Annotated in this window: 13 protein-coding genes, 3 other RNA genes and 2 pseudogenes; 11 read left to right on the forward strand and 7 right to left on the reverse strand. The window is 61.9% G+C overall.

Annotated elements, in window-relative coordinates; translation table 11 throughout:
• Nucleotides 1-37 precede the first annotated feature (37 nt).
• The gene (locus J5I97_RS04010) at nt 38-286 is read right to left on the reverse strand and encodes a hypothetical protein (protein ID WP_208589219.1); all 249 of its coding nucleotides are present in this window, start codon (nt 284-286) and stop codon (nt 38-40) included.
• Between the two features lie 117 nt (nt 287-403).
• Between J5I97_RS04010 and J5I97_RS20495 the strand changes: the two are divergent.
• The 3 genes and pseudogenes from J5I97_RS20495 to J5I97_RS04025 form a co-directional block, all read left to right on the forward strand.
• A pseudogene (locus tag J5I97_RS20495) lies at nt 404-1,129 on the forward strand (winged helix-turn-helix domain-containing protein); the annotation flags it as partial.
• Between the two features lie 218 nt (nt 1,130-1,347).
• Complete coding sequence (locus J5I97_RS04020) at nt 1,348-2,241, forward strand: helix-turn-helix domain-containing protein (protein WP_208589220.1); 894 nt, start codon at nt 1,348-1,350, stop codon at nt 2,239-2,241.
• A gap of 49 nt (nt 2,242-2,290) precedes the next feature.
• The gene (locus J5I97_RS04025; protein WP_208589222.1) at nt 2,291-5,260 is read left to right on the forward strand and encodes a TonB-dependent receptor plug domain-containing protein; all 2,970 of its coding nucleotides are present in this window, start codon (nt 2,291-2,293) and stop codon (nt 5,258-5,260) included.
• A gap of 323 nt (nt 5,261-5,583) precedes the next feature.
• On the opposite strand, the gene J5I97_RS04030 is transcribed toward J5I97_RS04025, so the two are convergent.
• Both J5I97_RS04030 and ppa read right to left on the reverse strand, forming a co-directional pair.
• Nucleotides 5,584-6,732 carry an HDOD domain-containing protein gene (locus J5I97_RS04030; protein ID WP_208589223.1) on the reverse strand — a complete coding sequence of 383 codons (1,149 nt, stop codon included), beginning with the start codon at nt 6,730-6,732 and terminating at the stop codon, nt 5,584-5,586.
• A gap of 113 nt (nt 6,733-6,845) precedes the next feature.
• Nucleotides 6,846-7,382 (reverse strand): inorganic diphosphatase, encoded by a 537-nt coding sequence (ppa, locus tag J5I97_RS04035; protein ID WP_208589225.1) that lies wholly within the window; start codon nt 7,380-7,382, stop codon nt 6,846-6,848.
• A gap of 196 nt (nt 7,383-7,578) precedes the next feature.
• Between ppa and J5I97_RS04040 the strand changes: the two genes are divergently transcribed.
• Together J5I97_RS04040 and J5I97_RS04045 are read left to right on the forward strand one after the other, a co-directional pair.
• A complete protein-coding gene (locus J5I97_RS04040) occupies nt 7,579-8,061 on the forward strand; it encodes a hypothetical protein (protein WP_208591544.1) in 483 nt (160 codons plus the stop codon).
• 117 nt (nt 8,062-8,178) lie between these two features.
• Nucleotides 8,179-8,254: non-coding RNA, sX9 sRNA (locus J5I97_RS04045), on the forward strand.
• A gap of 103 nt (nt 8,255-8,357) precedes the next feature.
• Here the strand turns inward: J5I97_RS04045 and J5I97_RS04050 are convergent.
• Nucleotides 8,358-10,385, reverse strand: coding sequence for a sodium-translocating pyrophosphatase (locus J5I97_RS04050; RefSeq protein ID WP_208589226.1), 2,028 nt, complete (start codon nt 10,383-10,385; stop codon nt 8,358-8,360).
• 249 nt (nt 10,386-10,634) lie between these two features.
• Between J5I97_RS04050 and J5I97_RS04055 the strand changes: the two genes are divergently transcribed.
• A complete protein-coding gene (locus tag J5I97_RS04055; RefSeq protein ID WP_208589227.1) occupies nt 10,635-11,159 on the forward strand; it encodes a hypothetical protein in 525 nt (174 codons plus the stop codon).
• A 53-nt stretch (nt 11,160-11,212) separates the two neighbouring features.
• Here the strand turns inward: J5I97_RS04055 and J5I97_RS19760 are convergent.
• Nucleotides 11,213-11,488 (reverse strand): annotated as a pseudogene (locus tag J5I97_RS19760) (type IV secretion system protein); the annotation flags it as partial.
• Nucleotides 11,489-11,630: 142 nt separating this feature from the next.
• Here J5I97_RS19760 and J5I97_RS04060 point away from each other — a divergent pair.
• Nucleotides 11,631-11,704, forward strand: a non-coding RNA gene (locus J5I97_RS04060) — sX9 sRNA.
• A 99-nt stretch (nt 11,705-11,803) separates the two neighbouring features.
• On the opposite strand, the gene J5I97_RS04065 is transcribed toward J5I97_RS04060, so the two are convergent.
• Entirely contained in the window at nt 11,804-13,066 is a 1,263-nt protein-coding gene (locus J5I97_RS04065) for a 6-phosphofructokinase (RefSeq protein ID WP_208589229.1), read from the reverse strand.
• Between the two features lie 160 nt (nt 13,067-13,226).
• On the opposite strand from J5I97_RS04065, the gene J5I97_RS04070 reads away from it, so the two are divergent.
• The 4 genes from J5I97_RS04070 (at nt 13,227) to J5I97_RS04085 (ending at nt 16,292) form a co-directional block, all read left to right on the forward strand.
• Entirely contained in the window at nt 13,227-13,790 is a 564-nt protein-coding gene (locus tag J5I97_RS04070; RefSeq protein ID WP_208589231.1) for an adenylate kinase, read from the forward strand.
• 344 nt (nt 13,791-14,134) lie between these two features.
• Nucleotides 14,135-15,502, forward strand: coding sequence for a UDP-N-acetylmuramate:L-alanyl-gamma-D-glutamyl-meso-diaminopimelate ligase (gene mpl, locus J5I97_RS04075; RefSeq protein WP_208589232.1), 1,368 nt, complete (start codon nt 14,135-14,137; stop codon nt 15,500-15,502).
• Nucleotides 15,502-16,098, forward strand: a complete 597-nt coding sequence (locus J5I97_RS04080; protein WP_208589234.1) for an LON peptidase substrate-binding domain-containing protein — start codon at nt 15,502-15,504, stop codon at nt 16,096-16,098. The genes mpl and J5I97_RS04080 overlap by 1 nt, the downstream gene beginning before the upstream one ends.
• 118 nt (nt 16,099-16,216) lie before the next feature.
• Nucleotides 16,217-16,292: non-coding RNA, sX9 sRNA (locus tag J5I97_RS04085), on the forward strand.
• Here the strand turns inward: J5I97_RS04085 and J5I97_RS04090 are convergent.
• A complete protein-coding gene (locus J5I97_RS04090; protein ID WP_208589236.1) occupies nt 16,287-18,395 on the reverse strand; it encodes a bifunctional DedA family/phosphatase PAP2 family protein in 2,109 nt (702 codons plus the stop codon). The genes J5I97_RS04085 and J5I97_RS04090 overlap by 6 nt on opposite strands.
• Nucleotides 18,396-18,514: the final 119 nt, after the last annotated feature.

Consider the following 18,514-nt stretch of genomic DNA (forward strand, 5'->3'; position numbering starts at 1 on the left):
GCGCGCAGTGCAGCGGCTGCTTAGGGAAAATTCAGCTTCATCCTCCGCAGATCGCACCACGGCTTGCAAGTGCTGTGGTGCGGTCGAGTTGCAAGCGTTTATGGCCGACAAGGATTTCGAGCGATTTTACCTGAATCGCAGATAAAAAAATCGCGCCAGGAGGCGCGAAGGTTACGTCGTAATTATTTGAATGCGTCGGCGAGAGAGAGAGCCTGACGTCGCCGCCTGTCGAATAGGAAGCAACGACAAATAGAGTAAGGTTTCGTAATAAATAGATGCATGACATAGTTGGTTGTTGTCCTTTGCTGAATTTGGCGTTTCGCGCGAAATGCGCAATGCGTTCCCCGTAGTCCCCGCATGCCGATACGTGCTCTTGCTGATGAGTGTTCCTCCCGCTAATGCAATCCCATCGGGCCGACTGCGTACCGGTCAGTGCGTGTTTGATGCTGCATTGTGCGAATTTAGCGCTCTTTATGCGAAGCGCGCGCTGCGCTTGGCGCCCAAATCCTTGGTGGTGTTGCTGACTCCGACACGACAGCCAGGGCATATGGCCACGCGCGCGCAACTGCTTGCCGAGGTGTGGCCCGACATCTTGCCGACCAACGATGTGGTGACCCAGGTGGTCACCCAACTGCGCAAGGCACTCGCCAGCAGTGACGGGCCGCGCTCCGAGCACATCGAGACGATCGCCAAGACCAGGTATCGCTTGATGGCGCCGGTGACGTGGGAAACGCAGTTGGAGACACCGCCACCGATCGCTCAGGGTGCGTCTCAATCAGGACCGCCTAATCAATCGCAATCCGATAACGTTGCGCTGCGTGCGTCCCGCGAAGTCAGCACCGCGACGCAGACAGCTCATGGCGCACCCAAACAGCCTGCGCGGCCGTTACCCGCTGCGCCAACATCGTTGCGTCAGCGTCGCTGGATGGCCTTGGCAGTCGCCAGCGCGGCGTTGTTGGTGGTGCTCGGCTTGGCTGCACGCACGCTGCGCTTGCGCGGCCCTTCGACGGCTTCGTCAGAGCTGTTGGGCAGCCCCAAGCGGCCGTATCACGTCATCACGGCAGGCGGCGGTTTCGATCTCACATCCAGCCTGCCGCCGGATGTGAGCGAGAGTGAACCCGCCTCGTTGCGTTTGATCGAAGGGTTGCGAGCGCATGCGCGTCAGGCCTCAGACCGGTCCGCCGACTCGCAACGCCTGCTTGTCAGCGGCAGCGATGCGGACGGGCATGCAGCGCTGTTCGAAGCGACCCCGAGCACCGGCAAGGCATTGCGACTGCCGGTGCCTCAGCCATCGCAGGCGATTCACCTTCTCGATCTAAGCCATCTTTTTTACGGGGCACTGCCAATATGCAACGGGTCATCACCGCAGATCGCGGACTTGCACTTTCATTGGATGGTGCCAGCGAGTTGGCCTCGACCACCTGTCTGGCAGCCTCGCGTCTGGGCAGCATCCGGACCGTTGCTTCGACATTCACGCTGTGGGTGCAGTTGCGCGGCCGCGCCTGGGTGGAATCCAAGGAAGGACGTTTTCGTCTGCGCGCCAGCGACTGGATCGCCTTCGACAAGGATTCGCATCCCACGGTGCAGACAGACCGCAGCGCGCTGTGCGTTGGCGTCAGCCTCGATGGCGACAGCTTGCAATCGCTGGCCGCATTGACCGATGCCACTCTGTATCCGGGCCGCAGCCAGCTATCGCGTAGCGATCTGCGGATCGCGTTGCGTTTATGGCGTCATGCCGCTGCACAGAGCGGCAGCGCATCGGCACGCCCATTGTTGTTGCACTTGGCCGCAATGCAACGCGACTTTATCGAGCAAGAACAACGTTGCCCGGGTCGCTCGCGTAGCCGCCGTCGTCAGGTGTTCGGTCGCATGCAGCGTGCGCGGCTGTATCTGGAAGGCAATAGCGACCGCGTGGTGCGTATCAGCGAACTGGCGCAGCTGACCAACTTCTCCAGTTGGTATGTCTCCAAGACCTTTCAAAGTTTGTATGAAGAGAGTCCGCAGGCTTTGTCGGCGCGTTTGCGTCTGGAACGTGCATCCGACCTATTGCGTGATACCTCCATGATGATCGGCGAGGTTGCTGCCGCTAGCGGCTTCGACAATTGCTGCAGCTTCGCGCGTGCCTTTCGTGCGCGATTTGGTGTCTGCGCATCGCACTACCGCGATCAAACGGAAAATTCGCCAGATTCGGCAAAGCCACGGAACGTGACGCGCAAAGCTACGGTGTTTACGCAATCGTAACTTGGACGGATGCGCTTAACGCGCTACTAAACGAACCCTGGAGAGATTGATGAACCTTCGCACTTCCGCAGTGCGGCTGGGCCTGTTGCCCGCCGGTATTGCGATCGCGTTGACGCCGGCATTTGCTGCCAATGCACAAGAGCAGTCCGCACCGTCTACCACGACGTTGGACCGCATTGAAATTACCGGCTCGCGCATCCGCTCGGTCGACGTGGAAACCGCACAGCCGGTGTTTACCGTCACCCAGCAGGACATTCAGAAGTCGGGCCTTGTCAGCGTTGGCGACATCCTCCAGAACTTGTCGATTGCTGGTACGCAGACCTACAGCAAGGCAGCAGTGCTGACCTCCGATCCGGAACAGGGTGGCCAGTACATCAACCTGTATAACCTCGGTGAGAACCGTACCCTGGTGCTGGTGAACGGCAAGCGTTGGACCAGCAGCCTGTCTGGCCTGAGCGACATGTCCACGATTCCGAGCGCGCTGATCGAGCGCATCGAAGTCTTGAAGGACGGCGCTTCGGCGATCTATGGTTCCGACGCAGTGGCCGGTGTGGTCAATATCATTCTGCGCAAGAACTATGAAGGTGCAGAAGCGTCGGCGTACTTCGGTCAGAACGGTCGTGGCGACGGTTCCAAGGAGCAGTATTCCTTCACCGCCGGTACCACCAACGAGCGTTCGTCGCTGGTGTTTGGCGTCAACTACACCCAGGAAGATCCGGTGTGGGCCAAGGATCGCGCGCTGACCCGTTACTCGGCTGGCCCGAACCATATCGAAGACAGCTTGAGCGCAACCGGCCCGTGGGGTCGTTTTAACGATCCGCGTGCAGTGGGAACGCCGGGCGCGGGCAACTATCTCGACGCCGACGGCAATGTGGTTGGTGCTGGCGCGGGCGCATGGTCGCCCAATCAGTGGGTGCTGAACCACACGGGTTCGTTTGATGGCAAGGGCGTTGGCGCCGATTCGCGCGACCTCTCCAACTATCACGTTGGCGCGGGCGTGGACGACTACTACAACACCGTCAACCAGATGATGTTGCAGCAGTCCAGCAAGAACAAGTCGATCTTCACAAGCGGCAGCTACAACATCACCGACAGCATCACCTTCAAGTCGACGGCGATGTATTCCGAGCGCGATTCAAACCGTCAGATTGCCGGCTATCCTCTGCAGGCCGCATCGCAGCCGCAGTTCCCGGTGGCGATCAGCGGTAGCAGCTACTACAACCCGGTCGGCCAGGACATCAACAGCTGGTTTCGCCGTATCGTCGAGTTGCCGCGTACCACCGAGAGCAACGTCAAGTCCACCCACCTCGATGCAGCGCTGGAAGGCGTGCTCGATGTCGGCAGCCACGGCTGGAACTGGGACGTCGGCTTCAACTACAACAAATACGACGTGACCCAGGTCTCGCGGGGCAACATCAACCTGTTGGCGTTGCAGAAGGCGATCGGTCCGTCGTTCCTCAACGCGCAGGGTCAGGTGCAGTGCGGTACTGCTGCCAGCCCGCTACCGCTGGGCACCAGCAATGCGCTGGGCCAGTGCACCCCGTTCAACGTCCTGGGCGGCCCATCGGCCTCCACCCCGAATGCGCTGCAGTACATCAATGCATTGGGTCAGTCGACGCAGCAGAGCCTGAGCAAGCAGTGGACCGCCAACATCACCGGCGGCCTGTTCGACTTGCCGGCAGGTGAGCTGGGTTTCGCTGCAGGTTTCGAACACCGCGAGATCAGCGGTTACGACTACCCGGATCAGCTGTCCAGCGCCGGTTACACCACCGATCTGGCCGCGCAGGCAACCGAAGGTAGCTACCAGACCAACGAAGCCTATCTGGAGTTCTTGATTCCGGTACTGAAGGATCTGCCGGGCGCCAAGCAACTGTCGTTCGACGTCGCTGCACGCTACAGCAACTACAGCCGCTTCGGCGACACCACCAACAGCAAGTTCAGCTTCACCTGGAAGCCGATCGACGACCTGCTGGTGCGTGGTACCTACGGCACCGGCTTCCGGGCGCCGACGCTGGCCGACACCTTCGGTGGTGGCTCGCAGACGTTCGACACCTTCACCGATCCGTGCGATGCAACCTTCGGTTCGTTGGGTAACAGCGGGGTGGCAGCACGCTGCGCTGGCGAAGGCCTGCCGGCTGACTTCCATCAGACCGATAGTGCTGGCAACCCGGTGACCCGTCGCGATGTACAGGGCAATGCGCCCTTCAACTCTGGCGTCGGCAATGCCGAGCTGGAGCCAGAACGCAGCATTACCCGCACCGTCGGCATGGTCTATAGCCCGCACTGGGTGCAGGGTCTGGACTTCTCGCTGGATTGGTACCGGATCTCGATCTCCAACATCATCACGCTGCTGTCGGCCAACGATGTGTTGAACAATTGCTACCTAAACAATGTGGCAAGCTACTGCGCCGACTACGGTCGCGATGCGGTGACCGGTCAGGTCACGACGCTGAGCCGTGGCAACGTCAACCTGGGTCGTCTGGAAACCGAAGGCTATAACTTCGGAGTGCGTTACCGTTTGCCGGAAATGGGTATCGGCAAGTTCGCCGTTAACCTCGACACCAACTATCTGACGACCTACAAGTCTCAGGCCGAGTCTGGTGCCGAGTGGCAGAACGATGCCGGTTACTGGAACTTCCCGCGCGTGCGTGCAACGCTGGGTGTTGATTGGTCGCGTGATTCGCTGTCGGCCAGCTGGGACCTGCGTTACTACGGTGGCTTCCGTGACTACTGCTGGGATGCTGCGGCTGGTATCGAGTGCAACGACCCCAACTACCAGACGTCCAACCCGGCATGGGGCGGCGGTAACGGAGCCAACAAGAAGGGCTCGATCTCCTATCAGGACGCCTCTGTCAGCTGGCAGGCTCCGTGGGACGGCAGCGTGACCATCGGCGCACGCAACGTGTGGAACAAGAAGCCGCCGATCACCTACTCGATCACCAACAGCAGCACCGCTGCGATCGATCCGATGCTCGATTACGACCGCTTCCTGTTCGTGCAGTACAACCAGCGTTTCTGATCATCGAAGCGTCGTAAGGCTTTAAAAGAAGCGGGCCGCAAGGCCCGCTTCTTTTGTGGTTCGCTTGAAGTCGCGTGTGATTGCGGGCGAGATATGGCGAGGTCATTGCCGAGAGGAGTGTCTTGTTAAGCGCGCTTTTTCGGCATCCTACGAAATCATCGATATCGGTACATATTGATTGCCTCCATGCTTGCTCAGGTGCACACCGAAGCGCTGTATATGCATCTGTATAGTGCATTCGAAAGAACTCCTCGAGAGAATCAAAGAAAAAGGGCGCGACCATGTCGCGCCCTTTTTTATTCATCAACCGCATTACCACCAACTCACGCGTCGGCAAGCCCCAATAACGTATCAGCCTGCTCGCGCCAGACCGGCAAGCGGGCGATGACGCCGACCTTGTTCAGATACTCTTCGTCCACGGTTTCGCCGCTGGCCAGTGCCGTTGCAACATGCACAGCGCCGGTCACCCAGAAGCTGCGCAGGCTGGAGCGCTGCGGGTTGCGATAGAAGGCCACCGCTTCGATGATCGGCATCGGCAGGCCCCATAGACCGAGCAGGTACGCACCGGCTTCGGTGTGACCCGGGCGCTCGTCGCCGCCTTCCGGCGGCGGTCCGCGCTCGTCACGAACGCCAGGCAGCAACAAGCCGATATCGGCCAGAAGCGCTGCGGTGGAGCCGAGTTCTGCGCTGGTTGGCTGCAGTATCCTGGCCGCCAAGCGCGAGGAAAGCAGGGCGCGGCGCTGCATTGCGCTGCGCTCGACCGGAGCGAGGCTCTGCACCGAGAATACTTCGCTGGCCAGCACCAGATCTCGCAATGTCGACACGCCCAGGCGGGTCACTGCCGTGCGTAGATCGGTGATGCTGCGGCCGCCGGAAAAGAAGGCCGAATTGCACAGCTGCAACACCTTGGCCGCGATCGCCGGGTCGCCGGCGATCAGTTTGGCAATATCCGCCGCATCGGCGCCATCGTCTTCTTCCAGCGCGTGCATCAAACTCAGATAAAGGTGTGGTGGCGACGGCAGTTTTTCGATACGCCCGATCGCTGCGCGCAGACGCGGGTTGCTGAGCAGATCGCGCAATTCTTCCAGGCTGGTGACCGCTTCGAGCAGCACTTCCGGCGCCAACGGCATCGGCAGGAAGCGATGCGCCACGCCGATGATGCGTGCCGGCGGCGTGCGCTGGCCGTCTTGCCCATCGATCAAGGCGATGCGGATGGTGTCCGGGCGCAGCGTGCGAATCTGTCCCAGCAATGTGGCGGCAGTGAGGTCCGGCAACACGGGTGCAACGATGACCGCATCGAACGGCGACAGTGCGGTAGCTTCAATCGCCGAATTTCCGTCGGCCACCTGCTGTGCCTGCCACTGGTCGCCGAGATCGGCAACATAGTCGACAAGGTCGGACGGAAGACTTGCTTCGTCCCCAACAAACAGAATACGCAAGACACTTCCCCAAGAGTCACCGGTGACAGACACCGGCCAGACGCTGTCGGCAATGTACCCAATCTGCCGACGGCGGTCATCGGGATCACGCCGGAAGCGTGATCCCGATCGCTTCACGTCTGCGGGTGTGCATCACGGTCGATGGATCAGGGGGCGTCGGAATTGTAGCGCTCTACCGACTCCACCAGAATGCGCTTGGCCTCGACCGCGCCGCCCCAACCGTCCAGCTTGACCCACTTGCCCTTCTCCAAATCTTTGTAATGCTCGAAGAAATGGCCAATGCGTTCCATCCAGTGGCTGGACACCTGGTCGATGTCTTCGATGTGCGCGTAGCCGGAGAAAATCTTCTCGATCGGGACGGCTAGGATCTTTTCGTCGCTGCCGGCCTCGTCGCTCATACGCAGCACGCCCACCGGACGGCAACGCACCACCGAGCCCGGAACCAGCGGCAGCGGCAACACCACCAGCACATCGGCCGGGTCGCCGTCGCCGCACAGGGTGTTGGGCACGTAACCGTAATTGCAGGGATAGCGCATTGGGGTCGACAGGATGCGGTCGACGAAAATCGCGCCGCTGGCCTTGTCCACTTCGTACTTGACCGGCTCGGAATCCTTCGGGATCTCGATGACGACGTTGATTTCTTCCGGCAGATTTTTGCCAGAGGTGACCAGTTCAAGGCCCATGCGGGTAGCTCCGAGGCGTCAGCAGTGTGTGGAACACAATTCTACGCGTTCGGCTGTTGCGCTGCAGCGACACTGAATGGGCAATGTTCTGACGGTCGCGCGCGGCATATCCCGCGTTCATCGCGAGGAGGTCGCCGATCATTGCAACCAACACTGCGGCGCACGCTACAGGCTCATCCATTGCTCGGGAATCGCCATGTCCAGGCTCGCGCGTTTGCTCGTCGTATTGCTGCTGTCCCTCATCGCACAGCTTGCTGCCGCGGTAACGCTACCGCCGACCTTTGTGGACGCGGTAGACTGGCCAGCTAATGGCGAAGGCTGGGAGGCTTTCATCGATCTGGAACAGCGGCTGGATCACGACTTCGACCAGATTTGCGGCGACACCTTTTGCGGCGGCGAGTTCAGCAACTATCAGCCGCTGCGCTTCCGTTGCTCGGTGCATCGTGTGACCGGGGTGGTGCGCAGCTGCATCTGGACCTTTGGTGCCAGCGAGGTCAGCGTCGATCCCCGCAGCGGGTTCCTACACTCGAATAGCCGGGTCTGGCGCTGCACGGCGCCATTGAAGGATGGGACCCGCCTGGACGAGATGTATCGCACGCTTGCGGTAAACAATCCGCTGTTCGAGCCGCTGCCGAACGGCGCGTCGCCGATTTACGACGGATTGATCGATTGCCTTTGAGCCTGATGTCAAAGGGCTGCACATGGTCGTACAGCCTTTCGCGCCCTCCAGCTAAGAGCGGCTAACAAAACGACTGCGCTCACCGCCAGGCGGGCGCGGCCGGTGCTCGGAATCGGCATGTACCACGCGTACACTCCGGTTCCTGCGCGCCGTGAGCACCCACCTGACGACTGCTCGCTACGTTTTGTTAGCCACTCTAATTTCATGGGGCGCGCTCGGTCGGCGAGCAAGTGCGATTGGGGCGATAACCACAGCGTTGGGTTGGCTCCAAGCAGTGCGTACGTCTGGTTGACTGTTTAAAGCAACGGGACCAACAGCAAAGCCACGATATTGATGATCTTGATCAGCGGATTGATCGCAGGCCCGGCGGTGTCCTTGTACGGGTCACCTACCGTGTCGCCAGTGATTGCAGCTTTGTGCGCCTCGCTGCCCTTGCCGCCGAAGTGGCCGTCTTCGATGTACTTCTTGGCGTTGTCCCAGGCACCGCCGCCAGTAGTCATGGAAATCGCCAGGAACAAGCCGGTCACGATTGTGCCGATCAGCAAGCCACCTAGTGCGCGTGGGCCGAGCAGCAGCCCGACCACGACGGGAACGACGAGCGGCAGTAGCGAAGGCACGATCATTTCGCGGATTGCCGAGCGGGTCAGCATATCCACCGCGCGGTCGTATTGCGGTTTGGCGGTGCCGGCCATTAGGCCGGGGATCTCGCGGAACTGGCGACGCACTTCCTCGACCACTGCCCCTGCCGCGCGGCCCACCGCTTCCATCGCCATCGCCCCGAACAGATACGGGATCAGTCCGCCGATCAACAAGCCGATGATCACCGTGTGGTTGGACAAATCAAACGCGAACGCTACGTTGGGATTGGCCGCCTGCAGGTTGTGGGTGTAGTCGGCAAACAGCACTAGTGCAGCCAGCGCTGCCGAGCCGATCGCATAGCCTTTGGTCACTGCTTTGGTGGTGTTTCCCACCGCATCCAGCGGGTCGGTGATGTTGCGTACTTCTGGCGGCAACTCGGCCATTTCGGCAATACCGCCGGCGTTATCGGTGATCGGCCCGTAGGCGTCCAGCGCAACGATCATGCCGGCCATCGACAACATCGCTGTTGCAGCGATCGCAATGCCGTACAACCCGCCAAAGTGGAATGCGCCCCAGATCGCGGCACACACTGCGATGACAGGCAGTGCAGTGGATTTCATCGAGATGCCCAGGCCGGCAATGATATTGGTGCCATGACCGGTGGTGCTCGCTGCTGCAACATGCTGCACCGGCTTGTATTGGGTGCCGGTGTAATACTCGGTGATCCACACGATCAAGCCGGTGAGCACCAGACCGATCAATGCGCAGGCATACAACGACGTGGCGCCGTGGCTGTTGTCGCGCATCAGCGACTGGGTGATCGGCCAATAGGCGAGCGCAGCAAGCACGCCGGAAACGATCACACCTTTGTAAAGCGCGCCCATGATCGAGCCACCTGCTGCGACCTTGACGAAGGCCGCGCCGATGATCGAGGCGATGATAGACACACCACCGAGCACCAGTGGATACAGCACCGCGTGTGGCCCGGTTTCGGTAAGCGTCAAATTGCCGAGCAGCATGGTAGCGATCACGGTGACCGCATAGGTTTCGAACAGATCCGCCGCCATGCCCGCGCAGTCGCCGACGTTGTCGCCGACATTGTCCGCGATCACCGCCGGATTACGCGGGTCGTCCTCGGGAATGCCGGCTTCGATCTTGCCGACCAGATCCGCGCCTACGTCTGCGCCCTTGGTGAAAATACCACCACCCAAACGCGCGAAGATCGAAATCAACGACGACCCGAACGCCAATCCAACCAGCGCATGCAGGTTCTCTTCCAGTGGCAACCCCATCGCTTGCAGTACCGCGTAGTAACCGGCCACGCCGAGCAGGCCAAGGCCCACCACCAACATGCCGGTGATGGTGCCGCCACGGAACGCCACATCCATCGCCTTGCCGATGCCATGCCTTGCGGCCTCTGCAGTACGCACGTTGGCGCGCACCGAGACATTCATGCCGATATAGCCGGCCAGTCCCGACAACACCGCGCCGATCGCGAAGCCGATCGCTGTGTACCAGCTCAAGAACAGCCCAACCAGCACGAACAGCACGCCGCCGGCAATCGAAATGGTGAGGTATTGCCTGTTGAGATAGGCGCGCGCGCCTTCCTGGATCGCGGCGGCGATCTCCTGCATTCGTGCATTGCCGCTCGGCTGCGCGATTACCCAGCGTGCCGACACAATCCCATAGATGATTGCCAAGATCGCACAACCCAGCGCAAGCGGTAACCCGTAGTGTTCCAGCATGACCCCTCCCAAGAGTATGGACGTTGTCCGGTCGGGAAGAACCAAAGGCGATGCACGCGACGAGGGAACGGCGAATACGGACTCGACGGTTGCAAGGACCGTAATGCGCGTCGCGATGTTCATGTGGCCGGATCGTGATCGAGTATGCGCCGCACCTTGCGGGGCTGCCACCACTGCAGCTTTGGCGCCTGGTTCAGTCGCGGCATGACAGCCTGCGGCCAACGCGATTCGGTTAATCCAGGAGTGTCTATGTCCAACTATGCTGCATCCAAATATGCCGTGATGATTGCAGCGCTGCTGCTGACCACCCACGCGTTTGGGGCCGAACCGACGCCTGAACTAAAACAGCGCGCACCCGGCACCGCACAAGCGGTCGGTGCCGTGCATACCTTGCGTCAGATCCCCGAAGCCTGTGCCCGCCTCGAAGGTGTGTTCACCGGAAATGCAACCCAGCCGTACACCTTCTCGGTGGTACGCAGCAGCCCCACCTGCCAACCGCGCGCGCGCTTCGTGGATTTCGCCAAAGTCGCGCCCAGTGCTGCATCGGGATGGATCTTCAACGACGTGATCCGCGTCCCGAGCGCAGCCTGCCCGGCACAGCAGGCGGTAGTGCGCGTCTGGCGCAAGCCGTTGGATGCCAGGCCGCAACTCGATGGACAGGGGCAGTCGCGCATCTATCTGGAAGACGCCAAGCAACAAGCCACGGCCGGAGAGATTCCGCAGGTGCCAATGTTCGCTGCGCAGATGACGGTGGAGGGCAAGGCTTGCAATTGAAATTTCAGCGCTTCGGACTTTCGACGCGCCGTGGACACTGGGACCTGGCGATCAATGCCGACGTTGCCGGCCTTGATCATCGTTGCCATCGCACTCTCACGCGGTTGCCCGGTGGCGATGCGGTAGCTCAGGATCAGCACCCACAGCATGGTAACCGTCAGCGCGACTGTGCTGACCCAGCCCATGGAGCGGCTCATGAGCTTCAGGCCGAATGCTTGAATCTCGGTGTTGAAGTAGTCGTTGACCAGTTTGAAGAAAACGAGGTCCCCGAGTTTGGCGTCCGCAATGGGCTGCGGCCAGCTCGTCAGTCTGGCCTCGGCAGAAAGAATTTGTCGCCCAGGTCGTGCTTGCGAAACTGCAGCTGCTGCAATTGGATGAGTTGCTGCTGAGAGCGGTCAAGCTGTTGCTGATACTGCTTGAACGTGTCGCAAAACGACTGCGCAGCCGCCAGGCGGGCGCGTCGGAATCGGCATGTACCACTCGTACACTGCGTCCTCCGCGCCGTCCGCGCCCAACTGGCGACTGCTCGCTACGTTTTGTTAGCCACTCTTATTCGAACGCACCCATACCAGCGAACGATTGGCCGCCGGCTTCGCGAAGATAGTCGCCTGCTGGGCCATTATCCTTCTCAAGGGATCGCCACATTATGGTTCACCCTCCCAAGCCGGCAATTTCTTTGGCACAGCGACATTCTTCAACGTCACATACTTCGGCAGACCATCGCCGCCGTAGGCCAATGGAGCTTCGCCCTTAATCAACGGAGCGAAGTAGCGGCGTGCGCGTTCGGTGATACCGAAGCCGTCCTTGCGCAGGAAGCTGGGGGGCATCTTCTTTTCGTGGTTGGCTACCTTGTGCAGTGGGGCCGGTACGATCTTCCAGCGATAAGGAACATCACTGACGCGTTCGATCACCGGGATCACTGCGTTCATGCCGTTGAGCGCGTACTGCACCGCGGCCTTGCCGACGGCCTGCGCCTGCTCCCAGTCGGTCTTGGAGGCCAGGTGGCGTGCGGAGCGTTGCAGATAATCGGGCAGCGTCCAGTGCACTTTATAGCCGAGTTCCTGTTTGACCTGCGCGGCAAGGAACGAGGCGACGCCCCCGAGTTGTGCGTGGCCGAACGAGTCGGTCGCGCCGCCTGCATCGGCGACGAATTTGCCATGTGCGTCCTGGATGCCTTCGCTGGCCACAACCACACACCAGCCCACCTTTTCCACCACCTGTTTGACCTTGGCCAGGAACGCGGCCCGATCGTAGGCACGCTCGGGCAGCAGGATGATCTGCGGCGCGTCGTCCTGACCTTGACCGGCCAAGCCTGCCGCAGCAGCCAGCCAGCCTGCGTGACGGCCCATCGCTTCGTAGATGAAAACCTTGGTTGAAGTGTCGGCCATTGCGGCCACATCCAATGCGGCCTCGCGCACCGACACTGCGGTGTATTTGGCCGCCGAGCCGAAGCCGGGGCAGGTGTCGGTGACTGCAAGGTCGTTGTCGATGGTTTTGGGCACGCCGATGCAGTGCAGCGGGTAGCCGTAGGCCTTGGCCAGTTGCGAGACCTTCCATGCGGTATCGGCCGAATCGTTGCCGCCGTTGTAGAGGAACCAGCGCACATCATGCGCACGCAGCACATCCAGCAGGCGCTCGTATTTGGCGCTATCTTCTTCCAGCGATTTGAGCTTGTAGCGGCACGAGCCGAACGCGCCGCCTGGCGTCTGCGCCAGCGCGGCGATCGCGGTGGCCGATTCTTTCGATGTGTCGATCAGCTCCTCGCGTAATGCGCCCAGGATGCCGTTGCGTGCGGCCAGCACTTTGATCTTGCGGGCGCGCGCTTCGGTGATGACACCGGCAGCGGTGGCGTTGATGACGGCGGTGACGCCGCCGGATTGGGCATACAACAAGTTGCCAATGGTCATCGGGGAACAGGCTCCTTACACGGGGACATGGCGCGGGGGGGACAGTGCCGGGACATTCCCCGGATGCGGTAAGCTGCACGACCATACGGTCAGCGCTGGCGAAGGCTTGAGTCTAACGCCGCCAACCGCAACGTGTTTTATTCGAAAGTGGAGTCCACTCATGCGATTGGTTCTTTTGGGACCGCCCGGTTCGGGCAAGGGCACCCAGGCGACACGTCTCAAAGACAAGTTTGAAATCCCGCATATTTCCACCGGCGACTTGCTGCGCGCCGAAGTGGCCGCCGGTTCACCGCTGGGCCTGAAGGCTAAGGAAGTCATGGCACGCGGCGACCTGGTGTCCGACGGGATCCTGCTCGGCATGCTCGAGGCTCGCCTCGGTCAGGCCGATGTGGCCAAGGGTTTCATCCTCGATGGCTACCCGCGTAACGTGGCGCAGGCCAATGCGCTGGACGAGCTGCTCAGCAAGATCGGTCAGCCGTTGGATGCGGTGGTGCAGCTGGATGTCGCTAGTGAGTTGCTGGTCGAGCGTATCGCCGGTCGTGCCAAGGCCGAAGGCCGTGAGGACGACAATCCCGAATCGGTACGCAAGCGTCTGCAGGTCTATACCGAGTCCACCGCACCGGTGATCGGCTTTTACGAGCAGCGCGGTAAGCTGGCGCGCGTAGATGGCGTGGGTTCGCTGGACCAAGTGCTCGAGCGCATCGGCAAGGCGCTCGGTCGCTGAGTCAGGTGGGGCCGGGCGCAATGCTTTGGTCCATGCAGCAGCGTGCTGTCTTTCAGCGCTGCTCTTCTGCGGATCTGAGGCTCAAAGGAAAACCCCTGGCCGTACAGGACGGCCGGGGCGGAATGACGCCATTAATGGGCTTGCTCAGTGCCCGACAGCATGAGTTCGCTGGGGATTAGGCCTCTTGGGGAGTAGAACCAAAGGGGTGCGACCATTCGTTTCCAGCATGGCGGCTGATGTGACGGAGTCTGCATATCGGGAAATGCCGACAGTACGGTAAGAGTTTCCCGACACCTGGGCAGGCGGTGGACTGGAATGTCCCGCAACTCCGGCGATCGGCGACAATGTGCGACATGACTAAACTCCACATCCTCGGCATCGCCGGGACTTTCATGGGCGGGGTGGCCGCCCTGGCGCGCGAACTGGGCTGGCAAGTGGAAGGCAGCGACCAGGCTATCTACCCGCCGATGTCCACCCAGCTGGAAACGCTCGGCATCGCGCTGGCGCAGGGCTACGCGCCTTCCAATATTTCGGCAGACGCCACCGATGTGGTCGTCGGCAATGCCTTGTCGCGCGGCAATCCTGCGGTGGAGGCGGTGCTCGACGCCCGCCGTCGCTACACCTCCGGTGCGCAGTGGCTGGCCGAGCAGGTGCTGCCGGGCCGCGACACGCTGGCGGTCGCCGGCACTCATGGCAAGACCACCACTACTACCATCCTCAGCTATCTGCTCGAGGCGGCCGGGCGTGCGCCGGGGTTTTTGATCGGTGGCGTGGCCGAAGACTTTGGTGTGTCGGCGCGACTGGGCCAGGGGCGCGAGTTCGTCGTGGAAGCCGACGAGTACGACACCGCATTTTTCGACAAGCGCAGCAAGTTCGTGCACTACCGGCCACTGGTGGCGGTCCTCAACAACCTCGAATACGACCATGCCGATATTTTTCCGGACGTGGCCGCGATCCAGCGTCAGTTCCATCATCTGGTGCGTACAGTGCCGGCGCGCGGGCGACTGATCGTCAACGGCGAAGATCCGCGCCTGGCCGAAGTGCTGACGATGGGTTACTGGACGCCGGTGGAGCGCTTCGGTTTCAATGCGGCGCTTGAGTGGAGCGCACGCCTGATGGCTGCTGATGGCAGCACGTTTGCGGTGCTGCATCGGGGTGTGGAGATCGGCCAGGTGCAGTGGCCGCTGGTCGGGCGGCATAACGTGCTCAACGGTCTTGCCGCGCTGGCAGCGGTGCATGCGGTGGGCGTGGATCCGGCAATGGTAATGCCGGCGCTAGCGCGCTTTCAGAGCGTCAAGCGGCGGTTGGAGATACTGGGGCGGGCGCGCAACATCACGGTTTACGACGACTTCGCACATCATCCCACCGCGATTGCGACCACCCTGCAGGGTCTGCGTGCGAAGGTGGGTGCGGCGCGCGTGCTGGTGGCGATGGAGCCGCGTAGCAATTCGATGCGGCTGGGCGCGCATGCGCAGGCGTTGGCGCCGTCGCTGCAGGAGGCCGACGCGGTGGTGTTTTTGCATCGGTCGGAATTGGCGTGGGATGCGGCACCGATCATTGCGCAGGTGCGCGGCGATGTACGCGTGGCGCATGACGTAGACGCGCTGCTGCAGACACTGGGCGAGATCGCACGGTCGGGCGACCATGTGGTGTTCATGTCCAACGGCGGCTTTAACGGCGCGCCGCGTCGCTTCCTGGCGCAGCTGTCCTGATGGCGAACATCACCAGCACCGCCGACACCAGCGCCTTGCCGCTGTTTCCGTTGCACAACGTGCTGCTGCCAGGTGCGGCGATGGGGTTGCGCGTGTTCGAGCGACGCTATCTTGACCTGGTGCGCGAGAGCGGCCGCGCTGGCACCAGCTTCGGTGTGTGCCTGATCCTGGATGGCAACGAAGTCGGCGCACCGGCACGGTCGGCCGCGTTCGGCACCGAAGTGCGCATCGAGGATTTCGATGTCGGCGCCGATGGCGTGCTGGTGCTGCGCCTGCGCGGTAAGCGCCGCTTCCACGTGCAACGCTTGCGCATCTGCGACAACGGCCTGGTGGTGGGCGAGGTGAGTTGGTGCGAGCTCGACAACGATGACGAATTGCGGCCCGAGCACAGCCTGCTGGCGACCGTGCTTGAACGCATGCTCGAACAGGTGGGCGGCGAATTCGCATCGGCCGGGCCGGGCTTGCTGGATCAAGCGGCATGGGTGGGTTGGCGGCTGGCCGAGTTGTTGCCGCTGACCGAACAGCAACGTTTGTCGCTGTTGCAGCAGGACTGCCCACATCTGCGCCTGGATCAATTGCTCGCGTGGATACGGTGAACGCGGTACTGTCGGTCTATCGATCAGTCCACCGCCATGTTTGCAGCGATCGACTAAAAGTGGCTAACAAAACGACTGCGCAGTCGCCAGGCGGGCACGGCCGGTGCTCCGAATTGGCATGTACTAGGCGTACACTGCGGTTACTTCTCGCCGTCCGCACCCACCTGACGACTGCTCGCTAGGTTTTGTCAGTCACACCAACGACGTAGTGTTGTGGGATCGGACGCAGCCGGATTGAATGCGGTCACCGCGCTTATCGCAGTCGTTGCTTGCGGTGCGTTATCGTTGTCCTCGCCTCGAACCGTGTTGCCCGAGGTGCTGTCGATCAGCATCACCGGCACTTGCGAGCGGGGACGTCGTTCCAGTCGATAGGGCAACGGGCCGAGTGCTTCGCGCAATGCGCTCAATGCCGGGTCCACACCACGCAGCGGGTACCACAGCCCAATCAGGCTGAAGTGGCGGCTATAGCGCAATGTCTGCGTGCTGCCCACCCAGAGCGGTTGTGCATCCGGCTGCAAGCGTGCGGCCGCTGGCCACAGACGCAGCACATGCACATGGCCGAGCGCAGCGGGACGCACCATCAACAAGGCCTCGACCTGCGTATCCAGCGTGGCCGGCAGAATCGGCACATCGTCCGGGTGGCCGCTGACATCGAGCAGATGCAGCGCCTGTTCCCAGCCGGCCTGCGGTTGTGCCCGCCAGCCGCGCGCTTCGAGCTGACGCTGCAACGGTGCAAGTGGGCCGGCGAGTTGTACGTCCAGCGGCCAGCGCTGGTCGTCGTCGAATTCGTTGCGGCGCGCGGGCAGCAAGCGCCATTGCCCGTTCCACCAGTCGTTGGTCGGCAGCTCCAGCAGCAACGGCGGCGGCGGTTCGAACTTGGCCAGCTTGGCCTCAAGATTGCGCGGTGCAAACACAATCGCGCAGGTCAGGACCACGCCGTAGAAGATCCACGACACCGGCTTGACCCAGAACGCACGCGTGGCGCGGCGGCGATAAGCGATGCCCAGCACCAGCAGCCAGAAAATGCCGAACAACATGCCGCCGACCACGTCGCTGAGCCAGTGCGCGCCCAGATACAACCGCGCAAATCCAATCAGCGAGACGATCGCGCCGCTGACCAGATACGGCCACACGCGACGCCGGCCAGGCAGCTCGCGCGCGATCAGTAGTGCGAAGAAACCGAAGCCGATCGTGGCCATGGTGACCGCCACCGACGGGAAGCCGAAACCACTGCTGGCCGCAGGCGGGCGCACCACTTGAACGGTGGCGCCCAGCCACTGTGTCAACGCAAGCCCGAACGCAAGCGCGATCACCCAATGCGCCACGGCCATCCAGCGGCGGCGCCAGGCCAGATAGCCCATCGCCGCAGCGATCGCTGGCAACAGCACCTGCCAGTCGCCTAGCGAGGCCAGCGCCACCATTGGGTAGTCGGCCAGCGGGTTGCGCAGTGCCAACATCAGATCGTGCACGGCCAGGTCTAAGCGCAGCGGCTCGCCGTGCGCCAATACCACCATCAACAGCACGAACCAGCCCCAGCCCAGCAACAGCAGCATCAACGCCATCATCGCCAGCGGCACCGACTCGCGACGGTGCGGGTCGAACACGCTGACCGACCAGTTGCCCAGCACCGGATGCCGATGCGACCACTCCAGCAACCGCGCCAGCAGCGCATCCAGATGGCCGGCGGACCAGCGATACGAATACAACACCACCGCCCAAGCCAGCGCGATCACCGCAACCAGCAGAGTAACCACCACGAACAAGCGCCCGGCCACTGCGGCGACTGCATCGTAGGCAGTGCCCAGCACCCAACCGGGCACCAGAAACAGCAACGCCCACGAGATGCAGGCCAAACCGCTGGCGACCACATAACGTTTGAATGGCATGTGCGACATGCCGGCGATCGCCGGCACGAACGACCGTACCGCGCCCACATAGCGCGCGATCAAAATGCTCTTGAAGGCGTTGCGTCGGAACAGCAGCTCACCGCGTTCCAGCAATTGCGGATAGCGGCGAAACGGCCAGTAGGTATGCAACTGGTGACCCCAGCGATGGCCGACCCAGAAGCTCAACGCATCGCCGACGAACGCTCCCAGCGTGGCGCAGATTACCGCATACGGGCCGTTGATCTGCCCAAGCCCGATCAGTACGCCGATGGCGAACAGCAACGGCAGCGCGGGCACGATGGCACCGAGCACGATCACCGCATCACAAAATGCGATGGCAAAGATCACCACGCCAGCCAAGGTGGGGTGGTGTCCGATCCACTCCAGCGTGGCGTCGATCCATGAGTTCATTCCCGAATTATAGGCGGGCGCGGCGGCGACCGACTTGTGCGTTCTCACATCGGCCTGTCCGCTTCGCCTGAGGTCGCGACCGCGCAACGGGCGCAAGCGCGCATGACACATATGCAGAC

It is taken from the genome of Xanthomonas fragariae, assembly GCF_017603965.1.
In the GTDB taxonomy this organism is placed as follows: Bacteria; Pseudomonadota; Gammaproteobacteria; order Xanthomonadales; family Xanthomonadaceae; genus Xanthomonas; species Xanthomonas fragariae_A.